This is a genomic window from Kitasatospora sp. NPDC097605, assembly GCF_040302725.1.
Classification (GTDB): domain Bacteria; phylum Actinomycetota; class Actinomycetes; order Streptomycetales; family Streptomycetaceae; genus Kitasatospora.
This window is the reverse complement of record NZ_JBEOSF010000069.1, coordinates 1-16,782: the sequence shown is the minus strand read 5'-3', so window position 1 is coordinate 16,782 and position 16,782 is coordinate 1. Positions and strand designations below refer to the sequence as shown.

Below are 16,782 nucleotides of genomic sequence, written 5' to 3'. Positions count from 1 at the left end.
CGGGGCCGGCCCGGATGCGCGGGACCACCGCTCGGCGTGCGCGCCCGGCGGGGCGGCAGGACGATGGAGGGCAGGGGAGTCCGAAGCCTGCGCCGCGGGCGGTCACCGGCCTCCCGGCCGGCGCGGGAACGAAGGAGAGGCGATCCGCCATGGCCACCGTGAAGAAGGACGACCCGGGCTGTCACGCGGACATCGTGTTCGTCGGCCGGGGCCCTTTTGACGGGCCCCGGCCGCGTTCTGGTGAGCGCGTACGATCGTGGAGTCGACCGAGACGACCCAGTCCAGATCGCCCTCCGCGTCGGCCTGGGCGAGCAGGGCGGTGAAGACCCGCTCCCAGGAGCCGTACTCAGCGGGCAGGTGCACCCACTGCGAGCCGGTCTGGAACTTCCAGGCGATCGCGTCGATCACCTGCCGGTGATCGCGCCACCGCCCGCCCCTCCTCGGCGTCCGGTCCGGCAACAACGGCTCTATCCGCGCCCACTGTGCGTCAGTCAACGGCACGACCAGACCAACGATCCGATGATCGGAAAGAAACGCCCTCGCCCTGGCTCCCGTTCACGCTGAAGCAGTGGCTCTCATATGACACGACAAAATCACTCCGCGTCACCGAGTCGGAGAAGAGCGCGCTGACAGAAATGCTGGACACCTGCGCGTAGTAAGAGCCGCCGGTCGGGCCACCTGTCCTGGGGTGGCCCGACCGGGCTGAGCGCGGCGGGCATCGGGGCGCGGATCGCGGCCGGTGACCGGTTGCTGGGCCGCCCGGGAACCGGGTGGCGTGAACCGGTTCGGGGGACCGACCTGCACCGATAAGGCGTCAGATCGACATTGGCCGCCGGAATCCGGGGAAGTGGGAGTCCATTTGTGAACGGTGTGCGAGGATCACCGTCGGCCGATCAAGCCACTCAGCCGGTTCCGTGTTCCCGCCGGCAGCCAAGTGCTCCGCCGCGCCGGATCGCGATCACCCCGTCTCGGCGCGGCCCACCCCGTGACGAAGGGCCTTCATGTCTCGTTCCACCCTCGCCGCGACGTCGGCCCGTCCCGGCAGGCGCGCCCCCGCGGCGATCCTCGCCACGACGGTCATCACGTTCGGCCTGCTGGCCGGCGCGAGCCCCGCTCACGCCGACTCCGTCGTGCAGATAGCCGGCCCGGCCGGCCCCCTGCCGGCGAACGCCCCCTACACCGTCACCATCGACGTGCCCAACGCCAATCCCACGCCCGCCACCTCGGCCACCATGGTCAACGTCACCCTGTCCGGCGCCGCCGCCGTGACGTCCGCGAAGTCCTCGGTCTGGGACTGGGACTGCGACTTCCGGGCCGGGTCGTCCGGCATGTGCTGGAACCTCGCCAACCTGCCCACCCCCACGTCGCTCACCCTCACCGTCCTGCCGACTGGGGGCGGCACCGTCAGCGTCGCCGCCGACGCCCGCAACAGCGCCAACCAGCCGATCGGCTCCGCCGCCCTCACCACGCTGGTCGAGGCCCCGGCTCCGACCGTGACGGGCCTCGCGCCCGACCACGGCCCGCTGGCGGGCGGCGGCACCGTCGTCCTCACCGGCACCAACCTCACCGGCGCGAGCGCCGTGAAGTTCGGCACCACGGCGGCCACCTCATTCACGGTCGACAGTGACACCAAGATCACCGCAACCGTTCCCGCCGGCAGCGCCGTTGGCCCCGTCGACGTCACCGTCACCACCCCGGGCGGCAGCGCCGCCGCCGGGAAGTACACCTACGAGGAGGGCACGTACGGGTTCTCCGAGACCGCCGACCCCGCCTCGGGGGTGACGGTCAAGGCGGGCGACAAGGTCACCTACACCGTCACCGTCGCACAGCAGGGCACCGGCGAGGTCAAGGGCGCCAAGCTCACCGCCGACCTCTCCAAGGTCCTCGACGACGCCGCCTACAACGGCGACGCCAAGGCTACCTCCGGCACCGCCGAGGTCAAGGACGGCAAGCTCACCTGGACCGGTGACCTGCCGCAGGGCGGCACCGCCACCATCACGTACTCCGTGACCGTCAACGCCAACGGCGACAAGCAGCTCGACAGCACCGTCACCGCCACCGACGACAAGCGCGGCACCTGCGACACCGCCAAGGCCTGCACCACCGGCCACACCGCCGCGGTCGCGAGCACCCCGTCGCCCACGCCGACCTCGACGACCACCGCCACGCCTTCGGCCACAGCCACGCCTTCGGCCACGGCCACGCCTTCGGCCACGGCCACGCCGACCGACGCCGGCCAGACCCCCGGCGCCCCCGCCCCGAGCGCGTCGACCACGGCTCCGGCCGCCCCGGCGGGTTCGGCGACCTCGCCCGCCCCAGTGGCTCCGGCGCCCCCGGCGGCCGCACAGGCGTCGGGTGCCCTCGCCAGCACCGGTTCCACCGCGCTCACCACGGCGATGATCAGTGGCACCCTGCTGATCCTCGGCGGCCTCGCCGTCGCCCTCGGCCGCCGTCGCCTCGGCTGACCGGACCGACCCGACCGGCGGGGTGGCCGTGGCATCCAGCCACGGTCACCCCGCCGTTCTGTCGGACCCCGGCGAAGCGAGACCTGCGGCGGTGCCCTCCCCCGAGGCCCAGATCCGGCGGATCTCCGCGCTCTCGACGGAGAGCCTGGCAATCAGCGCGACCAGCCCGGCATCGTCCGGCCAGACTCGCCGCCTCCGGAGCCGACCGATGGCCTCGGCGGCGCGGTCCGCCCAGTCGGGGAACCGCGCGAACGTCGGGGAACCTTCTAGACACGGCGTGGCCCCGGGTGTCAGTGCCCGGGGCCACGCCGTGTCTGGTGGTGTCTGTAGCTGTTGTCGTGCCGGCTTGCCGGATGAGCGTTATGCCTGGGCGCCGCCGGGGACCTCGGTCCAGCCGGTGGTCCACTGGCCGGTGTTGTAGTCCGCGTCCTTGGTGAAGACCTTGCCGGTGGAGCCGATGGCGTAGACGTGCATGGTGTTGCCGGTGACGGCGCTGGCGAGGGCCTTGAGACCGGAACCGTCGAGCTTGGTCCAGTTGCTGGCCCAGCCGGTGCCGCCGTAGTTGGCGTCGATCGTGTACAGCGCCCCGTCACTGCCGATGCTCTGCAGGTGCACGGTGCTCCCGGTCACCGAGGCCGTCAGCGCCTGCGCCCCCGACGCCCCGCCGGGGACCTCGGTCCAGCCGGTGGTCCACTGGCCGGTGGTGTAGTCCGCGTCCTTGGTGTACACCTTGCCGGTGGAGCCGGTGGCGTAGACGTGCATGGTGTTGCCGGTGACGGCGCTGGCGAGGGCCTTGAGACCGGAACCGTCGAGCTTGGTCCAGTTGCTGGCCCAGCCGGTGCCGCCGTAGTTGCCGTCGATCGTGTACAGCGCCCCGTCACTGCCGATCGTCTGCAGGTGCACGGTGCTCCCGGTCACCGAGGCCGTCAGCGCGTCCGCTCCCGACGCCTCGCCGGGAACCTCCACCCAGCCCGTCGTCCACTGACCGGTGGTGTAGTCCGCGTCCTTGGTGTACACCTTGCCGGTGGAGCCGAGAGCGAAGACGTGGACCACGTTGTTGACTGTCACACTCGTCAGCGCCTTGAGACCGGAACCGTCGAGCTTGGTCCATGCTCCGCCCCAGCCGGTGCCGGCGTAGTTGGCGTCGGTGGTGTAGAGGACGCCGTCGGAGCCGACGAGGTTGACGTGGGCGTTCCCGTCGGGGGTGGCGGCGGCGGTGATCGTCGCGCTGTTGGTGGTGGAGGGCGCGGGTGCCGGGTAGGGGTTGGCGTGGTCGGTGGCGAGGCCGGTGCCCTGCCAGCAGTTGGGCCACGCTCCGACGCCCTGGCCGGCGAGGATCTTCTCGGCGATCAGGATCTGCTGCTGCTTGGTGGCCTGGTGGGGGTAGGCGGCGTACTGGAGCCCGCCGAAGGCGTTCCACGTGGGCTTGGATATCTGGAGCCCTCCGTAGAAGGAGTTTCCGGTGTTGATGCTCCAGTTGCCGGTGCTCTCGCACTGCGCGACCTTGTCCCAGGTCGCGACGGAGGCGGCGGAGGCCGGCGGGGCGGCCGGGAGGAAGGAGGAGGCGAGCGCGGCGGCGCTCACGGTCAACAGGACCTTGAACGGGCGAGGACGGGCCTTCGACGGGCGTGCAGACATGACGGTTCCCCGGAGGTCGGTGAGTGAGGAGCGGAAGAGGGGCGGGGCGGGAAGGAGATGTCAGCTCTGGGCGCCGCCGGGGACCTCGGTCCAGCCGGTGGTCCACTGGCCGGTGTTGTAGTCCGCGTCCTTGGTGAAGACCTTGCCGGTGGAGCCGATGGCGTAGACGTGCATGGTGTTGCCGGTGACGGCGCTGGCGAGAGCCTTCAGACCGGAACCGTCGAGCTTGGTCCAGCCGCTGGCCCAGCCGGTGCCGCCGTAGTTGGCGTCGATCGTGTACAGCGCCCCGTCACTGCCGATGCTCTGCAGGTGCACGGTGCTCCCGGTCACCGAGGCCGTCAGCGCCTGCGCCCCCGACGCCCCGCCGGGAACCTCCACCCAACCCGTCGTCCACTGACCGGTGGTGTAGTCCGCGTCCTTGGTGTACACCTTGCCGGTGGAGCCGGTGGCGTAGACGTGCATGGTGTTGCCGGTGACGGCGCTGGCGAGGGCCTTGAGACCGGAACCGTCGAGCTTGGTCCAGCCGCTGGCCCAGCCGGTGCCGCCGTAGTTGCCGTCGATCGTGTACAGCGCCCCGTCACTGCCGATGCTCTGCAGGTGCACGGTGCTCCCGGTCACCGAGGCCGTCAGCGCCTCCGCCCCCGACGCCCCGCCGGGAACCTCCACCCAACCCGTCGTCCACTGACCGGTGGTGTAGTCCGCGTCCTTGGTGTACACCCTGCCGGTCGAACCGAGAGCGAAGACGTGGACCACGTTGTTGACCGTCACACTCGTCAGCGCCTTGAGACCGGAACCGTCGAGCCTGCCCCAGTTGCCGCTCCAGCCGGAGCCGCCGTAGGCGGCGTCGGTCGACCACAGGCTGCCGTCGGAGCCGACGAGGCCGACGTGGGCCGTGTTGTCGCTGGTGACGGAGGCGGTGATGGTGCCCGCGTTGGTGCTCGGTACCGGGTTCGGGGCGTCCGCGACCAGCTTGTTGTACCGCAGACCGAAGTACCCGCTCGCGGGGTGGCCCGCGATCTTCCCGTCGGAGCCGCCGTCGAGGAAGTCCATCCCGGCCATCATGTCGTTGGTCGGGTTGCTCTCCTGGATGTAGGCGAACTGCCCGGCGGCCTTGTTGATCCAGTGGTCGAAGAGGACGATGTGCCCGGACCCCAGGATCGAACCGTCGCCGGGGTCGTTGTCCAGGGCGTCGCCGGGTCGCAGGTCCGACAGCGCCACCCGGGTGGTCAGCGCCCGGTTGTCGAGGCTGTCGGTGTTCTCGCTGGTGTTCAGGTGCCAGGCCATGGAGATGAAGCCCGAGCAGTCCTGCCGGTAGGACTTGGTGCCGGTGATGTCCGTGGCGTACGACCCCTGGTCGTAGGGGACGTCGCGGACGAGCCAGTTGTTGGCGCGCGCCATCACCTCGGAGGTGGTGATCGGGCCGCCGACCGACGAGGCCGCCTGAGCGGGGCCGGTGCTCATGGTCATCGCGCCGGCGGCGGCGGACACGGCCAGCGCGGTGGCCAGGGCAGTACGGGTGAACGAGGACTTGACGACGGACATGACGAATTTCTCCTAGGTTGAACAGTGGGTGGTGTGATGCCGAGGGGCGCACGAGAGCTCGCCGTCGAGATGTGCGGGCGAGGCAAAGGTGTCGCGGCGAGGCGGGAGAAGACGGTTCGACGGCCCGGGACAGAGCGGAGAGGCGGCGAGCCGAGCGCGGGCCCGGGGCCGGCGGAGAGGCGGGGCCCGGCGGCCGCTACGCGTTCAGCACGAGTTGATGCCTTCGTATGTCGTGAGCGGCTCTTGGGCCAGGTAGCGTCGGTTGAGCCAGGGCGAGATCCGGTGGGACCGGGTGATCAGCGTGTGGGCGCGCTCCAAGACGCTGGGCGTGCCAAGGGAGTCCGGGGTCAGGAAATAGAGCAGGAGGTCCAGCCGCCCGGATTCGGACTGTGCGCTGACGTGCTGCAGTCCGTCGGCGGGCAGGCAGTGGGCCCAGAGGACGTCCACGACCTCGGCCTCGTCTCCCGGGCGGACGCCTTCGCCCTGCCGAGGGGTGAGGCTGGCGTAGACGATCTCCACGGCCGGCTCAGCCGCCCCAGCCGAGGCTGTCCTGGGACGCCGTCGAGGCGGGAGCGCCGATGGGGGCCGAGGCCATGGCGGCGGCCGGGGCGACACCGATGGCGGTGAGGGCGACGGCGACGACCGCGGCGGCCTGGGCGATACGGGTGCGGAGCATGGTGAAGTCCTTCGCTGCTGACGGGATGGCTGTCGTGGTGCCGGAAGGCGCCCCGCGGTTGGCGCTTCACCCGGCTGCCGTCCCGGGGTGTCCCCCTGGCGGCGATCAACAGCTTTCCCGCTCGCCGGCGACGCCGGAAGGCGTTGCGGCTGTCGCCTACCGGACTGTCCGAGGTCGGACAGCAAGGCATGTACATGACTTCACTGCCAGTGCGGTGACCTGCAGCGCAATCCGCGCACACATCGGGCGGGGCGGCACAATCGGCCCGAATAGATCTTGAACGAAGCATCGAAAGAGTGTTTGATGAGGCCGAGTGCTCCGGGCGTCCGACAGGGGCCGGCGAAACCAGACGAACCAGACGAACCGGGGGAACGATGCTCGAGGTGCTCGGACTGACCACCGCAGCCACGGCGGTGTACCAGGCCATGCTCGACCACCCCGGCTACAGCGTCGACGACATCGCCGCCCGTTGCGCCCTGACCGTCACGCAGGTGCACGACCACCTCGACGAGCTGAGCCGGCTCACCCTCGTGCGTGTCTCCGCCGAACGCCCCGGCCAGATGCGCGCGGTGAGTCCCGAGATCGGTCTCGCCGACATCCTCGCCAACCAGGAGGCCGAACTCGCCGCCCGCCAGGCCCGGCTGGCAGCCTCACGCGCCGCCGTGACCCGCATGGTCGCCGAGCGCGCCGAGCATCGCACCACGCACGGTGAACGTCTCCTCGGCATGGACGCCATCCACAGCCGTCTCGAACGGATGGGCCACAGCGCCACCACGGAGGTCCTCAGCAGCCAGCCCGGCAATCAGCGCGCCGAAGACCTCGCCGTCAGCCGTCTCGCCGACGCCGAGGCGCTCGGACGCGGCATCACCATGCGCACCCTCTACCAGGACGCCACCCGCAACCAGCCCCACGTCGCCAACTACGCCCACTGGCTCCTCAGCCAGGGCGGCGAGGTCCGCACCGCCCCCACGATCCCCCAGCGCCTTGTGGTCGTCGACCGCGCCCAGGCCCTCGTGCCCATCGACCCGGGCGACAACCGCCTGGGCGCCCTGTACGTCACCGAACCCGGCATCCTCGCCGCCCTCCTCGACTTCTTCGAACAGGCATGGAGCACAGCCGTACCCCTCGGCGCCGCCCGCACCGACGACCCCCAGGGCGGCCTCACCCCCACCGAACGCGAACTCCTGCGCCTGCTCGGCACCGGCCTCACCGACGACGCTGCCGGCCAGCGACTCGGCATCTCCTCACGGACCGTCGGCCGCCACATGTCCTCCATCATGGAACGCCTGGGCGCCAGCAGTCGTTTCGAAGCCGGCATCAGGGCCGCACACAACCGGTGGCTCTGAACCGCCAACGACGCCCACCGGCCCCTCCAGAAGGAGACCCCGCCCCTGCCGTGCCGGGCCTCCCGCGTACTTGGCCTGCAGGCCGGGTCGAGCGTGGTCAACACCGTCGAGCGCCTGATCAACAGGCTGAGGGCCTGGCGGGGCATCGCCATCCGGTTCGACAAGAAGCCCGAGAGCTACCTCGCCGGCCTCCACCGCCGCGCCTCGATGAGAAGGAACCAGAGCACCGCATGACCCGAACCATGCTGAACCCCTCACCAGAGCTGGTGGCCATCAGCTCCGAAGGGGACTTGGTGGCCGAGGTGGTCCACCGCGGACCGTGTCTCGTCTGGCAGCGGGCGACGGGAGCCGTGGTGGCCTCGATCGAGACCTCCGCGCACGCCACAGCCGTCGCGTTCGTCGACGACCCGGCGGCCGTCGCTCTGGTGATCGGTGACGAGGCCGGCGGAGTCCACACCTGGTCCCCGCACGGTGGGCACGTACCGGTCCACTCGGAGCACGGTTGCCGTGTCACCGCCGTCGCCCTCGGAACCGACGGGCTGGTCCTGTCCGGCGACGAGAACGGGTCCGTCAGGGTGTGGGACGCCACGGCGGCCGCGCCGGCGCGGCGGATCGACCTGGAGCTGCCCGATCAGTTCGGGCGGCAGGTCACGTCGCCGGCGGCCGATCCCCACGGCGGGCGGTTCACCGCCGGCACCGGCAGCGGCCGGCTGTTCCTCGTCGACGTCCGCTCGCCGCAGCCCCCGCGGCTGGTGGCCATGGGCGGACCGAAGCTGAAGTCGGTCGCCTTCGCCACGCGGGCGGAGACCGTGCTGACGGCCGGTGGAACGAGCGCCCAGCTGTGGGATCCGACCACCTCCGACACCTGGGCCCCCCTTCACGACCACCGGCAGCCGGTCATCACCGCCGCGCTCGATCCGCGCGCAACGCTGGTCGCCACGGGCGGAGCGGAACGGGTCGTCAGGATCTGGGACACCTCGACCGCGAACGTCGTCCACCGGCTCACCGACCTCAACGGGTGGACGCTCGCCGCACGGTTCGTCGCCGACGGCAGCCGGCTGGTCGCGGCGGACGGCGACTGCGAGGTGGGCCTGTGGGACGTCCGGACGGGCGAGGTGCTGGCACGCTCGCACCGCCTCGGCTCCCGCGCGGAGCCGGGCGTCACATCCGGTGCGCCGGCGGCCCCCTGGCAGCAGGAAGCGGCCCGTCACGACTGGGCCCGGATCGGTTGCTGCTGTCCCCGGGGAGCCCGCCACGTCCCGGAGGACTTCGCACGGCTCATCGCCGCGCGGACTCCCGAGGAGGCGTCGGGGGACGGGCTGTCTGGCGACGTCGAGTCCCAAGGGTTCCTCTCCGAGGCCTCGCTGCCGCTGGCCTCGATGCTCCTCCTCGCCCTGGAGCACGAGCGTTTGTCGGGCCCGGCCCGCTACCGGGTGCTCGACCTGCTGATGGCCTGCGTGGACGGCGAGGCCGAGTTCACCGCCGAGGCAAGCGGCCACCGCGACATCGACGAGGAGTGCCGCGACGCCGTGCGGCGCGGGATCCCGCTCTTCTACCAGGAGTTGGCGGCCGAGAGTACACCCGGGTCCGGTGAGCGCGCCTACTTCATCCTGCGCGCGCTCGGCGAGGACACCGAGCGGCTGGCCGAAGTCCGGAAGTCCGGTCTCGGGTAGGCGTCCGCCGGGTCCACGTTCCGGCCGGTCCCCGCCCTCTCGCCTCAGCTTGACTCTGTCGGGGATCTTGGTGTTCCGCTGCCAGTGAACATGGTGGTGCGCCAGTCTCGCGGATGTGCGACGCCTGCGAGATGTCGGTCCGTCCCCATCTGGGTACCGAGGACCTGGTGTTGACGGCGCGGATGGCGCGGGCCAGCAACCCGGGTGGTACGACGGCGATGTGGGTGCGTGACCGTATCCACGGCCAGTGGCGGGACGAGGACTTCGCCAACTGGTACCCGCGCGACGGGCGCCCGGGGCTCTCGCCCGCGCAACTGCCCACGGTGAGCGTGCTGCAGTTCCTGCTGGGCCTGTCCGACCGCGATGCCGCCGAGGCCGTACGCTGCCGCATCGACTTCAAGTGCGCGCTTGGCCTCGAACTCGACGATCCAGGTTCCCACCACAGCATGCTCAGTGACTTCCGCCTGGGAGCCGTCGAGAAAGCCGCCCGCCACTACCGAACCCTCGCCGAAACCAACCCCGACGCCTACCTGCCCGACCTCGCCAGCACCGGTTGTTCGCCCCGGCCAACCCTGCGCGCCCGGAGAGCACGGCGGTGATGCGGTTGAGCTTGATGATCGGCGCGGTCAGCCCTCGCGTGTCCGGACGGCACGCCCATCAGGGGCGAGGGCGAGCTACCTCTGCCGGTTAGCCCCCGCCGCCCGGACGGTACGTCCACTCGCCCCGGTCGGGGCGCGGCAACACAGGTCAGCCCTCGCGCGCCGGGGCGGCACATCCCGCCGGCGTGCAGGTTGTTGGCAGCCCGCGGTCAGCCCTCGCGCGCCGGGGCGGCACGCGTCCAGCTCCAGGACGGTGCCGGGGGTGGCCGGTCAGCCCTCGCGCGCCGGGGCGGCACCCTTCCTGAGCAGCATCGTTGTGGCGGCTTTGCGCTTTCTTTGCCTCTGTGGAGTTGTCGTTGGCGCATGGGTGTGGGCTGTCGGGGGATTACTCCCGCCGAGGTGACCCACCGGGTGGTGGGCCTTCCCGCGTCTGCCTTGCGGCGCGTCCGTGCCTGCCGTCACCGGCGGGTCCTACCGGACTTCTATGGGCTTTAGCGTCCCCCTCTACCAGAGGGACGGCGTGCCGGGCGATGATCAGGGCCGCGTTCAGGTCCCGGTCGATCATCAGGCCGCAGGTGGTGCAGTGATACTCCCGCTCGGACAGGGACAGCTTGGATTTCACTGTCCCGCAGGCCGAGCAGGTCTTGCTGGACGGGTGCCAGCGGTCAAGGACCGCGAGGCGCGAGCCGTACCAGGAAGTCTTGTAGGAGAGCTGTCGGCGCAGCTCGCCGGGGGCGGCGTCCAGGACGGCGCGGTTGAGGCCGGCTTTCTGCCGGACGCGGCGGCCGGGGGCTTCGGCGGTGCCGCGGGCGGAGCTGGACATGCCGGTGACGTTGAGGTCTTCGACGGCCACGGTCGCGAAGCCGGTGGCCAGGCGCTTGGTGAGCTGGTGGATGCCGGTGGCGCGGCGCTCGGCGGTCTGGTGCTGGATGCGGCCGACCTCAAGGGCGGCTCGTCGGCGGCGGTTGGAGCCGCGCTGGGTGCGGGCCAGGATCCGCTGGGCCTTGGTGAGACGGCGGGCATCGGCCGCGAGGTGGCGGGGGTTGTCGAGGCGGATCGTGGGCTTCTTCACGTCGTGGTGCAGGCGGAAGGAGTCCTTGGCCCGGCCCTTGCGCTTGAAGCGCGGGTACCCGACAGCCCGACCGGCCCGGCGGCCAGCCAGGGAGTCGATCCAGTTCTTCCACGCGGCGTCCGCATCGATGAACGCGGACTGGAACGCATAGGTCGAGACCTCGTGCCACCACGGGCAGGGCAGGAAGGGACCGTGGAAGCCGTCAGGCAGGTCCCGGTCCTTGCGGGAGTCACCCTTGATCGCGTTCAAGTTCTTCTTGATCACGGCGGCGTTCGGGGTACGGGCCTTCACGGCCTTGCGGGCCGCCTTCTCATCCGTTCCCCACGCCACCAAATCGTCCACCTGGCGGCGCCACTCGCGATGCGCGGCGACCTTCTTACCCAGGGCCCAGTTGAATGCCCACCGGGCTGCGCCGGCGTGCCGGTTCAGGTCGGCGAGCTGCCCGGCTGTCGGGTCGAGGGTGAACCTGAACGCCCGCAGTACCTCCTGGCGCACGGCAGAGCTCACCCCCTTCCCCGTCACGTCGGACCGTGTCGTGGACACCTTAGGAGGCGGTTCTGACAATCGGAGCAGCGGACCGGCCTCCACAGGTGTCCGAGAGTCGGTGAACCGCCTCCCAACGAGCGCGCCCGCTCGAGGCTTCAGAACGGGCTAAGGCACGCGAGATCACCGCTGTGTCTACGGCAGCGAGTCCGGCGACGCCCCGGGCCCGGAGCAGGGCCACGCCTACGCCGATCTGGTTGGCGGGCCGGTGGACCGCCAGATCGTCGACAGCACCGGGTGGGACGACGCCGACGTCGCCGAGGGCACGGCCCTCATCACCGAGGTCGGCGTCTACAGCCCGGGAGGCAGAGCACTGTACGAGCCCAATCCCGGCGGTGACCCCACGCTCTGGGCATGGGCAGGAGACACCTCCAGCGGTCGCCGGTGTCTCGCATGCGAGACACCTCGGTGCAGACGGCGACGGCGCTGTAGATCGCGGCCAGGGCTCGAGCGATGTCCAGAAGCGGGTACGCCTGCGCGTGGCCGATGCCGAGCTCCGCGGCGCAGTACGACTCTCACGAGGCGTGGCCCAGGGGCTGCCAGACGCGCACGCGTGCGCGTCACGGACCCGGACGGCGAGGACGGCCACGGAGCGCGCGGTGAGCGGCCACCTTGCACGAAGTCGGAGCGGTAGCGGCGGCGCCAGCCGGTCGTAGCCTGAGGAACAGCTTTGTGGCGCAGTCGGCGCGCACACCGCTGATCGGGAGTTCTGCGGACGGCCGCTGAGCCCCGTGGGGGACCGGTCACCCGGGAAGTCGGCGCCGCCGGCGGCGCAGGGGCGGTTCAGGACCCGGCCCGGCCTCGGCCGTTCGGCCGACTCGCTGCGGCCCGGTGCTTTCGTAGCCTGCTGATGTGGAACATCTTCTTCCTTTCCCGCGTCGTGCCCAGTGGACGGCCGTCGGCTCGCTGTATCTGGCCCTCGCCCTGCTCTGGCTGGTCGATTGGGTGAGCTTCCTGCCGCTGACCGGCAACAGGCACAGCGTGGCGGACTTCGTCCTGCTCGCCTGCGGGCCGGTGTTCGCCGCGCTGGTGCTGGTGCCCGCAGAGCGGTTCACCGTACGGAGTCGTGCCGCAGTCGTCGCGGCGGGTTCCTGGGCGGTGACCGCCGTGCTGGCCCTCCCGGGCCATGGCGCCACCGGCTCGTGGAGTCTGCTGGAGAGCGGGGCGCTCCTGGTGCTGCTCGCGGTCACCGCCCGTCGAGCCGAGCCGCCGGCCGTCGCCGTCGCCCTGTGTGCCGCCCTCGGCTCTGCGGTGATCGCCGCTCCGCTGCGCCGGGAGCACGCCGGCGATACCGCGACGTTCGCCTTCCTCCTCACCCTGGCCGTCGGCGCGGCCCTGGGTCTCGGCTGCTACCTCCGCGCCCTGGACGCCCGCCGCACCCGCGCCGTCGCCGCCGTCCGCCAGGGTGAACGGCTGGAGCTGGCCCGCGACCTCCACGACTTCGTGGCCCACCACGTGACCGGCATCGTCGTCCAGGCCCAGGCCGCCCGGACCATCCGCGAGGCCGCCCCCGAGCAGGTCGACACGATGCTGCTCGGCATCGAGAAGGCGGGGCTGGAGACCCTGGACTCGATGCGCCGCCTGGTGCGGGTGCTGCGCGAGGAGGAGAGGCGCGCCGTCCTTCCCGGCGAGCTGTACGCGGGCCTGGCTGACCTGGCCGCCGAGTTCTCCCGGCGCGGCGGCCCGGACGTCACCGTCCGGATCGAGGCCGCCGCCCGCTGCGCGCGTCTGGCGCCGGAGGTGGAGACCTCCGTCCGGCGGGTGGTGCAGGAGGCTCTGACCAATGTGCGCCGACACGCGCCCGGGGCGCACGCGGTGACCGTACACGTCGGCCTGCGCCAGGGGCAGCTGGCCGTGGAGGTGCGGAACCGGCCGCCGTCCGAGCGGGGCGGGGCGCCCGCAGGCGGGCGCGGCGGCTTCGGGCTGGTGGGCCTGCGGGAACGCGCCGAAGCGGTCGGCGGCTCGCTCACCGCCGGTCCCACCGACGAGGGAGGCTGGGAAACGGCCGCGCGATTCCCCGTCCTGGACCGGACGCCCGCCGGAGGCCCGGGCCCCGGCATGGCACGATCGGATGTGTGAGCACCGCCCCGCAGTCCGCCCCCGAGCCCCGTCCGGCCGCGTCCACCCCTTCGTCGCACGCCACCCGCGTGCTTATCGCCGACGACCAGGAGATGGTCCGCACCGGTTTCCGGCTGATCCTCGACACCCAGCCGGACATCGAGGTGATCGCCGAGGCCGCCGACGGCGCGGCATGCGTGGAGGCCGCACGGCGGCTGCGGCCCGACGTATGCCTGGTGGACGTCCGGATGCCGAAACTCGACGGCCTGGACGTGACCCGGATCCTCGCCGGTCCGGACGCCGTCGATCCGCTGCGGGTCGTGGTGGTGACCACCTTCGACCAGGACGACTACGTCTACGGCGCGCTCCAGGGAGGAGCCTGCGGCTTCCTGCTCAAGGACGCCGGCCCCGGCCTGCTGGTGGAGGCGGTCCGGGCGGCGGCCCGCGGTGACGCGTTGGTCTCCCCGTCGGTGACGGTGCGCCTGCTCGAACGGCTCGGGCAGCACACGGGCCCCCTGCCCGGTACGGACGGCGGCGGCTTCACACAGCCGCTCACGGACCGGGAGATGGACGTCGTCAGGCTCGTGGCCCGGGGGCGCACCAACCAGGAGATCTGCCAGGAGCTGCACGTCTCGCTCGGAACCGTCAAGACGCATCTCGGGAGCGTCCAGACCAAGCTGGACGTCCGCAATCGCGTCGAGATCGCGGCCTGGGCATGGGAAACGGGAGCGGTCCGGTCCCGCTGAACGCCCGTGCCCGTGCCCGGGGCCGGACCGCGCCTCGGCCGAACGGCCGAGGGACACGGGCCGACTCCGGCCGAACGGCAGAGGCCCCGACCGCCCCCGCCGACCGACCGTGGTGGCATGCAGCAGACCACCACCACCCCGCCCCCCACGGCGTCACCCGCCGTGTCCCGCATCCGCGCCCTCGACGCCATCCGCGGATTCGCCCTCGGCGGCATCCTCCTGGTCAACCTCCCGTCGATCGCCCGACTGGCCTTCGGGCCGCGCCCCGGCGAGGTCCACCCCGTCCGGCACGTCCTGGACCTGACCGTCGAGGGACGCTTCTTCCCCGTCTTCTCCTTCCTCTTCGGCATCAGCTTCGCCCTCTTCCTCGACGGCGCAGCACGCCGCTCGGACCGGCCGCGGCTGCTCCTCGTACGCCGCCTGGTCGCGCTCGGTGTCCTCGGGGCGGCCCACCAACTGCTCCAGCCGGGCGAGGCGCTGACGCCGTACGCGATCTTCGGGCTGATCGTCCTGCTGCCCGCGACCTGGCTGCCGACCCCGCTCGTCCTGGCGGCCGGCACCGGCATCACCCTTGCCTCGGTGACGCTCGCCTCAGGCGGCATCGCCACCATCCCGGGCCTCTTCCTGCTCGGTCTCGCAGTGGCCCGCCTGGGTATCCCCCGCGTCCTCGGCCACAGCACCGGACGGCTCGCCGCCGCGTTCGCCGTGATCGCACCCGCCGCTGTGGCTGCGACCTGGTGGCAGAACGCCATGGACCCCGCCGACGCCCACGCCACCCGTGTCGCCGCCGGCGCCGGACTGCTGGCCGCTCTCGCCTACGTCCTCGCCCTGCTCCTTCTGCTACGCGGCCCGGTGGGCCCGGCCCTGTCCGCCGTCCTCGAACCGCTCGGCCGCATGGCGCTCACCAACTACCTGACGGCCACGATCCTCGTCGTCGCGGCCGTACCGGTACTCGGCCTGCGGGAGTCCCTCCACTGGGGAACCGCCATGGTCCTCGCCCTGGCCATCCTCGTCGTCCAGATCCTCTTCAGTCGCTGGTGGCTGGCCCGCTTCCGCTACGGCCCCGCCGAGTGGTGCCTGCGCTGCGTCACCTGGTGGGAGCGTGTCCCCAACTACCGCTGAACGCCCCGCCCCGGCCCGAGCGCTCGCCCGCGGAACGTGCCCACGAGGGCCACGGGGGACTGACCGCGGGGCCGGGCAGGCACATGCGGGCACTTCGGCAGACAGCCCGACCCCATGGGCTGGTATTTTCCGACTGGCCAGGCCACCTTCATCAGCCGGGAAGAAGTCTCTCCGTCTGGATTATGGGCTTCTGGAATTCAACCTTTTTGCGGGATCCTGCGAGACTATAGCGGTGCAGGTTCATCGACTGGCGAGTGGAATTGAAGGTCTAATTCCATCTTCCTTGGAGATCTGCTTCGAAGAGATTCCGACGAAGATTCAATTTGAAGCTCTCCGTGATGAAATCGCGAGGGGTGGCGCCTCTTTGTTGGAGGAGGTGCGAAGGCAGCAGGGGTATAGGTGCTATCGCGTTGCCGAATCCCACGTGAATCTCTACGTCGTCGACGAAGCCGCGGCAGAGGGGGAGTCCTTCGCATCCAGTGATCTATGGTCGATCATGATCTCTGGGCGTGGTTGACAGCAGCGCTGACGGCGACACCGCCGGGCGCCGGAGCCCCGACGAGGTTCTCGTGGGGGCTCTGGCGTGTCAGGACGCCGTTCAGCTGGCAGCTGCTTCAGCGATGCCGGGACCGGCGGGGCCGGCGCCGTTGCCGAGGGTACCCCTCGGGGCGTTGATGGCCTGGCGCTGCAGGCGGCACTTGACGTGCGTTACTGTTCGAGGGCGCGCAGAGGCCCAGGCACCCAGTTGCTTCCCGCCCTCGTCCCGGCGCCCACACCGCCGGTACATCCTGCCCCCCTGCGCACGCTGACCCATGAGCTTCCCCTTCTCCCGGACTGCCTGGTGGCTCTGGGACAAGAGTGGCTGCTGTGTCGGGTGTGGCGGCAGAGCGCGTTGGGCGGTGCGTGAAGCACTCAGAACCAGACGGCGAAGACATGCTCAAGACGACACACCGCCCGGAAGATCACTATCCGTATCCAGTGGGTAGGCGACCGTGATCCGCCCGAGGTGTTCCGCCTGGCCAAGGGTGACTTGCGGACGGCTCTGGCAGTCGGCAGCAGGGGTCTTCTGAAGGACCGACAGATTGCGGTCACTCGCGGTGACCGCGGCCGGTCCGGCGGTCTGGGGACCATCTGGGGACCAGTTTGGGACCGCACCTGGTGAGCTCCCGTGAGCGCCCATGGGCGCTCACGGCGCCACCACGGCGGGCTGCTCCTCCCCGGGCGGGGTCAACTCGGCGCGCAGGCCGTGGAGCTGCTGCTCCGCTGCGAGTTCGGGCTGGTTGGTCGGCATGTTCGGCCTCC

At 71.3% G+C, this 16,782-nt stretch carries 15 protein-coding genes; 8 read left to right on the top strand and 7 right to left on the bottom strand.

What is annotated here, in order from left to right:
- Window positions 1-102: 102 nt before the first annotated feature.
- On the bottom strand, window positions 103-501 hold the full coding sequence (locus ABTX81_RS39045) for a transposase (protein ID WP_350555616.1): 399 nt from the start codon (window positions 499-501) through the stop codon (window positions 103-105).
- A 500-nt stretch (window positions 502-1,001) separates the two neighbouring features.
- On the opposite strand from ABTX81_RS39045, the gene ABTX81_RS39040 reads away from it, so the two are divergent.
- Complete coding sequence (locus tag ABTX81_RS39040) at window positions 1,002-2,465, top strand: DUF7927 domain-containing protein (RefSeq protein ID WP_350555614.1); 1,464 nt, start codon at window positions 1,002-1,004, stop codon at window positions 2,463-2,465.
- Between the two features lie 45 nt (window positions 2,466-2,510).
- Here ABTX81_RS39040 and ABTX81_RS39035 read toward each other — a convergent pair whose 3' ends face one another.
- From ABTX81_RS39035 to ABTX81_RS39015, 5 genes are all read right to left on the bottom strand, one after another.
- Entirely contained in the window at window positions 2,511-2,759 is a 249-nt protein-coding gene (locus tag ABTX81_RS39035) for an MmyB family transcriptional regulator (RefSeq protein ID WP_350555621.1), read from the bottom strand.
- Between the two features lie 66 nt (window positions 2,760-2,825).
- Window positions 2,826-4,103: a transglycosylase family protein gene (locus tag ABTX81_RS39030; protein WP_350555612.1), complete on the bottom strand. Its 1,278-nt coding sequence runs from the start codon at window positions 4,101-4,103 to the stop codon at window positions 2,826-2,828.
- Window positions 4,104-4,163: 60 nt separating this feature from the next.
- On the bottom strand, window positions 4,164-5,645 hold the full coding sequence (locus ABTX81_RS39025) for a PLL family lectin (RefSeq protein ID WP_350555610.1): 1,482 nt from the start codon (window positions 5,643-5,645) through the stop codon (window positions 4,164-4,166).
- A gap of 204 nt (window positions 5,646-5,849) precedes the next feature.
- Window positions 5,850-6,164: a hypothetical protein gene (locus ABTX81_RS39020; protein ID WP_350555608.1), complete on the bottom strand. Its 315-nt coding sequence runs from the start codon at window positions 6,162-6,164 to the stop codon at window positions 5,850-5,852.
- A 7-nt stretch (window positions 6,165-6,171) separates the two neighbouring features.
- Complete coding sequence (locus tag ABTX81_RS39015; RefSeq protein WP_350555606.1) at window positions 6,172-6,321, bottom strand: hypothetical protein; 150 nt, start codon at window positions 6,319-6,321, stop codon at window positions 6,172-6,174.
- A gap of 374 nt (window positions 6,322-6,695) precedes the next feature.
- Between ABTX81_RS39015 and ABTX81_RS39010 the strand changes: the two genes are divergently transcribed.
- The 4 genes from ABTX81_RS39010 to ABTX81_RS38995 all read left to right on the top strand — a co-directional run bounded on the left by ABTX81_RS39010 (window position 6,696) and on the right by ABTX81_RS38995 (window position 9,939).
- Window positions 6,696-7,667: a LuxR C-terminal-related transcriptional regulator gene (locus tag ABTX81_RS39010; RefSeq protein WP_350555604.1), complete on the top strand. Its 972-nt coding sequence runs from the start codon at window positions 6,696-6,698 to the stop codon at window positions 7,665-7,667.
- 93 nt (window positions 7,668-7,760) lie between these two features.
- On the top strand, window positions 7,761-7,901 hold the full coding sequence (locus ABTX81_RS39005; RefSeq protein ID WP_350555623.1) for a hypothetical protein: 141 nt from the start codon (window positions 7,761-7,763) through the stop codon (window positions 7,899-7,901).
- The gene (locus ABTX81_RS39000; RefSeq protein ID WP_350555602.1) at window positions 7,898-9,340 is read left to right on the top strand and encodes a WD40 repeat domain-containing protein; all 1,443 of its coding nucleotides are present in this window, start codon (window positions 7,898-7,900) and stop codon (window positions 9,338-9,340) included. Before ABTX81_RS39005 ends, ABTX81_RS39000 begins: the two co-directional genes overlap by 4 nt.
- 113 nt (window positions 9,341-9,453) lie before the next feature.
- On the top strand, window positions 9,454-9,939 hold the full coding sequence (locus ABTX81_RS38995; protein ID WP_350555600.1) for a transposase: 486 nt from the start codon (window positions 9,454-9,456) through the stop codon (window positions 9,937-9,939).
- Window positions 9,940-10,324: 385 nt separating this feature from the next.
- On the opposite strand, the gene ABTX81_RS38990 is transcribed toward ABTX81_RS38995, so the two are convergent.
- Window positions 10,325-11,506 carry an RNA-guided endonuclease InsQ/TnpB family protein gene (locus ABTX81_RS38990; RefSeq protein WP_350555598.1) on the bottom strand — a complete coding sequence of 394 codons (1,182 nt, stop codon included), beginning with the start codon at window positions 11,504-11,506 and terminating at the stop codon, window positions 10,325-10,327.
- A 900-nt stretch (window positions 11,507-12,406) separates the two neighbouring features.
- Here ABTX81_RS38990 and ABTX81_RS38980 point away from each other — a divergent pair.
- The 3 genes from ABTX81_RS38980 to ABTX81_RS38970 all read left to right on the top strand — a co-directional run bounded on the left by ABTX81_RS38980 (window position 12,407) and on the right by ABTX81_RS38970 (window position 15,480).
- A complete protein-coding gene (locus tag ABTX81_RS38980; protein ID WP_350555596.1) occupies window positions 12,407-13,633 on the top strand; it encodes a sensor histidine kinase in 1,227 nt (408 codons plus the stop codon).
- 92 nt (window positions 13,634-13,725) lie between these two features.
- Complete coding sequence (locus ABTX81_RS38975; protein WP_502892962.1) at window positions 13,726-14,358, top strand: response regulator; 633 nt, start codon at window positions 13,726-13,728, stop codon at window positions 14,356-14,358.
- Between the two features lie 117 nt (window positions 14,359-14,475).
- A complete protein-coding gene (locus tag ABTX81_RS38970; protein WP_350555594.1) occupies window positions 14,476-15,480 on the top strand; it encodes a DUF418 domain-containing protein in 1,005 nt (334 codons plus the stop codon).
- Window positions 15,481-16,782 lie beyond the last annotated feature (1,302 nt).

What these genes read in the sequence shown, in the direction of transcription:
- ABTX81_RS38970 (WP_350555594.1), top strand. Translation starts at nt 14,476, where the DNA reads ATGCAGCAGACCACCACCACCCCGCCCCCCACGGCGTCACCCGCCGTG.
- ABTX81_RS39025 (WP_350555610.1), bottom strand. Translation starts at nt 5,645, where the DNA reads ATGTCCGTCGTCAAGTCCTCGTTCACCCGTACTGCCCTGGCCACCGCG.
- ABTX81_RS39015 (WP_350555606.1), bottom strand. Translation starts at nt 6,321, where the DNA reads ATGCTCCGCACCCGTATCGCCCAGGCCGCCGCGGTCGTCGCCGTCGCC.
- ABTX81_RS39000 (WP_350555602.1), top strand. Translation starts at nt 7,898, where the DNA reads ATGACCCGAACCATGCTGAACCCCTCACCAGAGCTGGTGGCCATCAGC.
- ABTX81_RS39040 (WP_350555614.1), top strand. Translation starts at nt 1,002, where the DNA reads ATGTCTCGTTCCACCCTCGCCGCGACGTCGGCCCGTCCCGGCAGGCGC.
- ABTX81_RS38995 (WP_350555600.1), top strand. Translation starts at nt 9,454, where the DNA reads ATGTGCGACGCCTGCGAGATGTCGGTCCGTCCCCATCTGGGTACCGAG.
- ABTX81_RS39030 (WP_350555612.1), bottom strand. Translation starts at nt 4,103, where the DNA reads ATGTCTGCACGCCCGTCGAAGGCCCGTCCTCGCCCGTTCAAGGTCCTG.
- ABTX81_RS39010 (WP_350555604.1), top strand. Translation starts at nt 6,696, where the DNA reads ATGCTCGAGGTGCTCGGACTGACCACCGCAGCCACGGCGGTGTACCAG.
- ABTX81_RS38975 (WP_502892962.1), top strand. Translation starts at nt 13,726, where the DNA reads ATGGTCCGCACCGGTTTCCGGCTGATCCTCGACACCCAGCCGGACATC.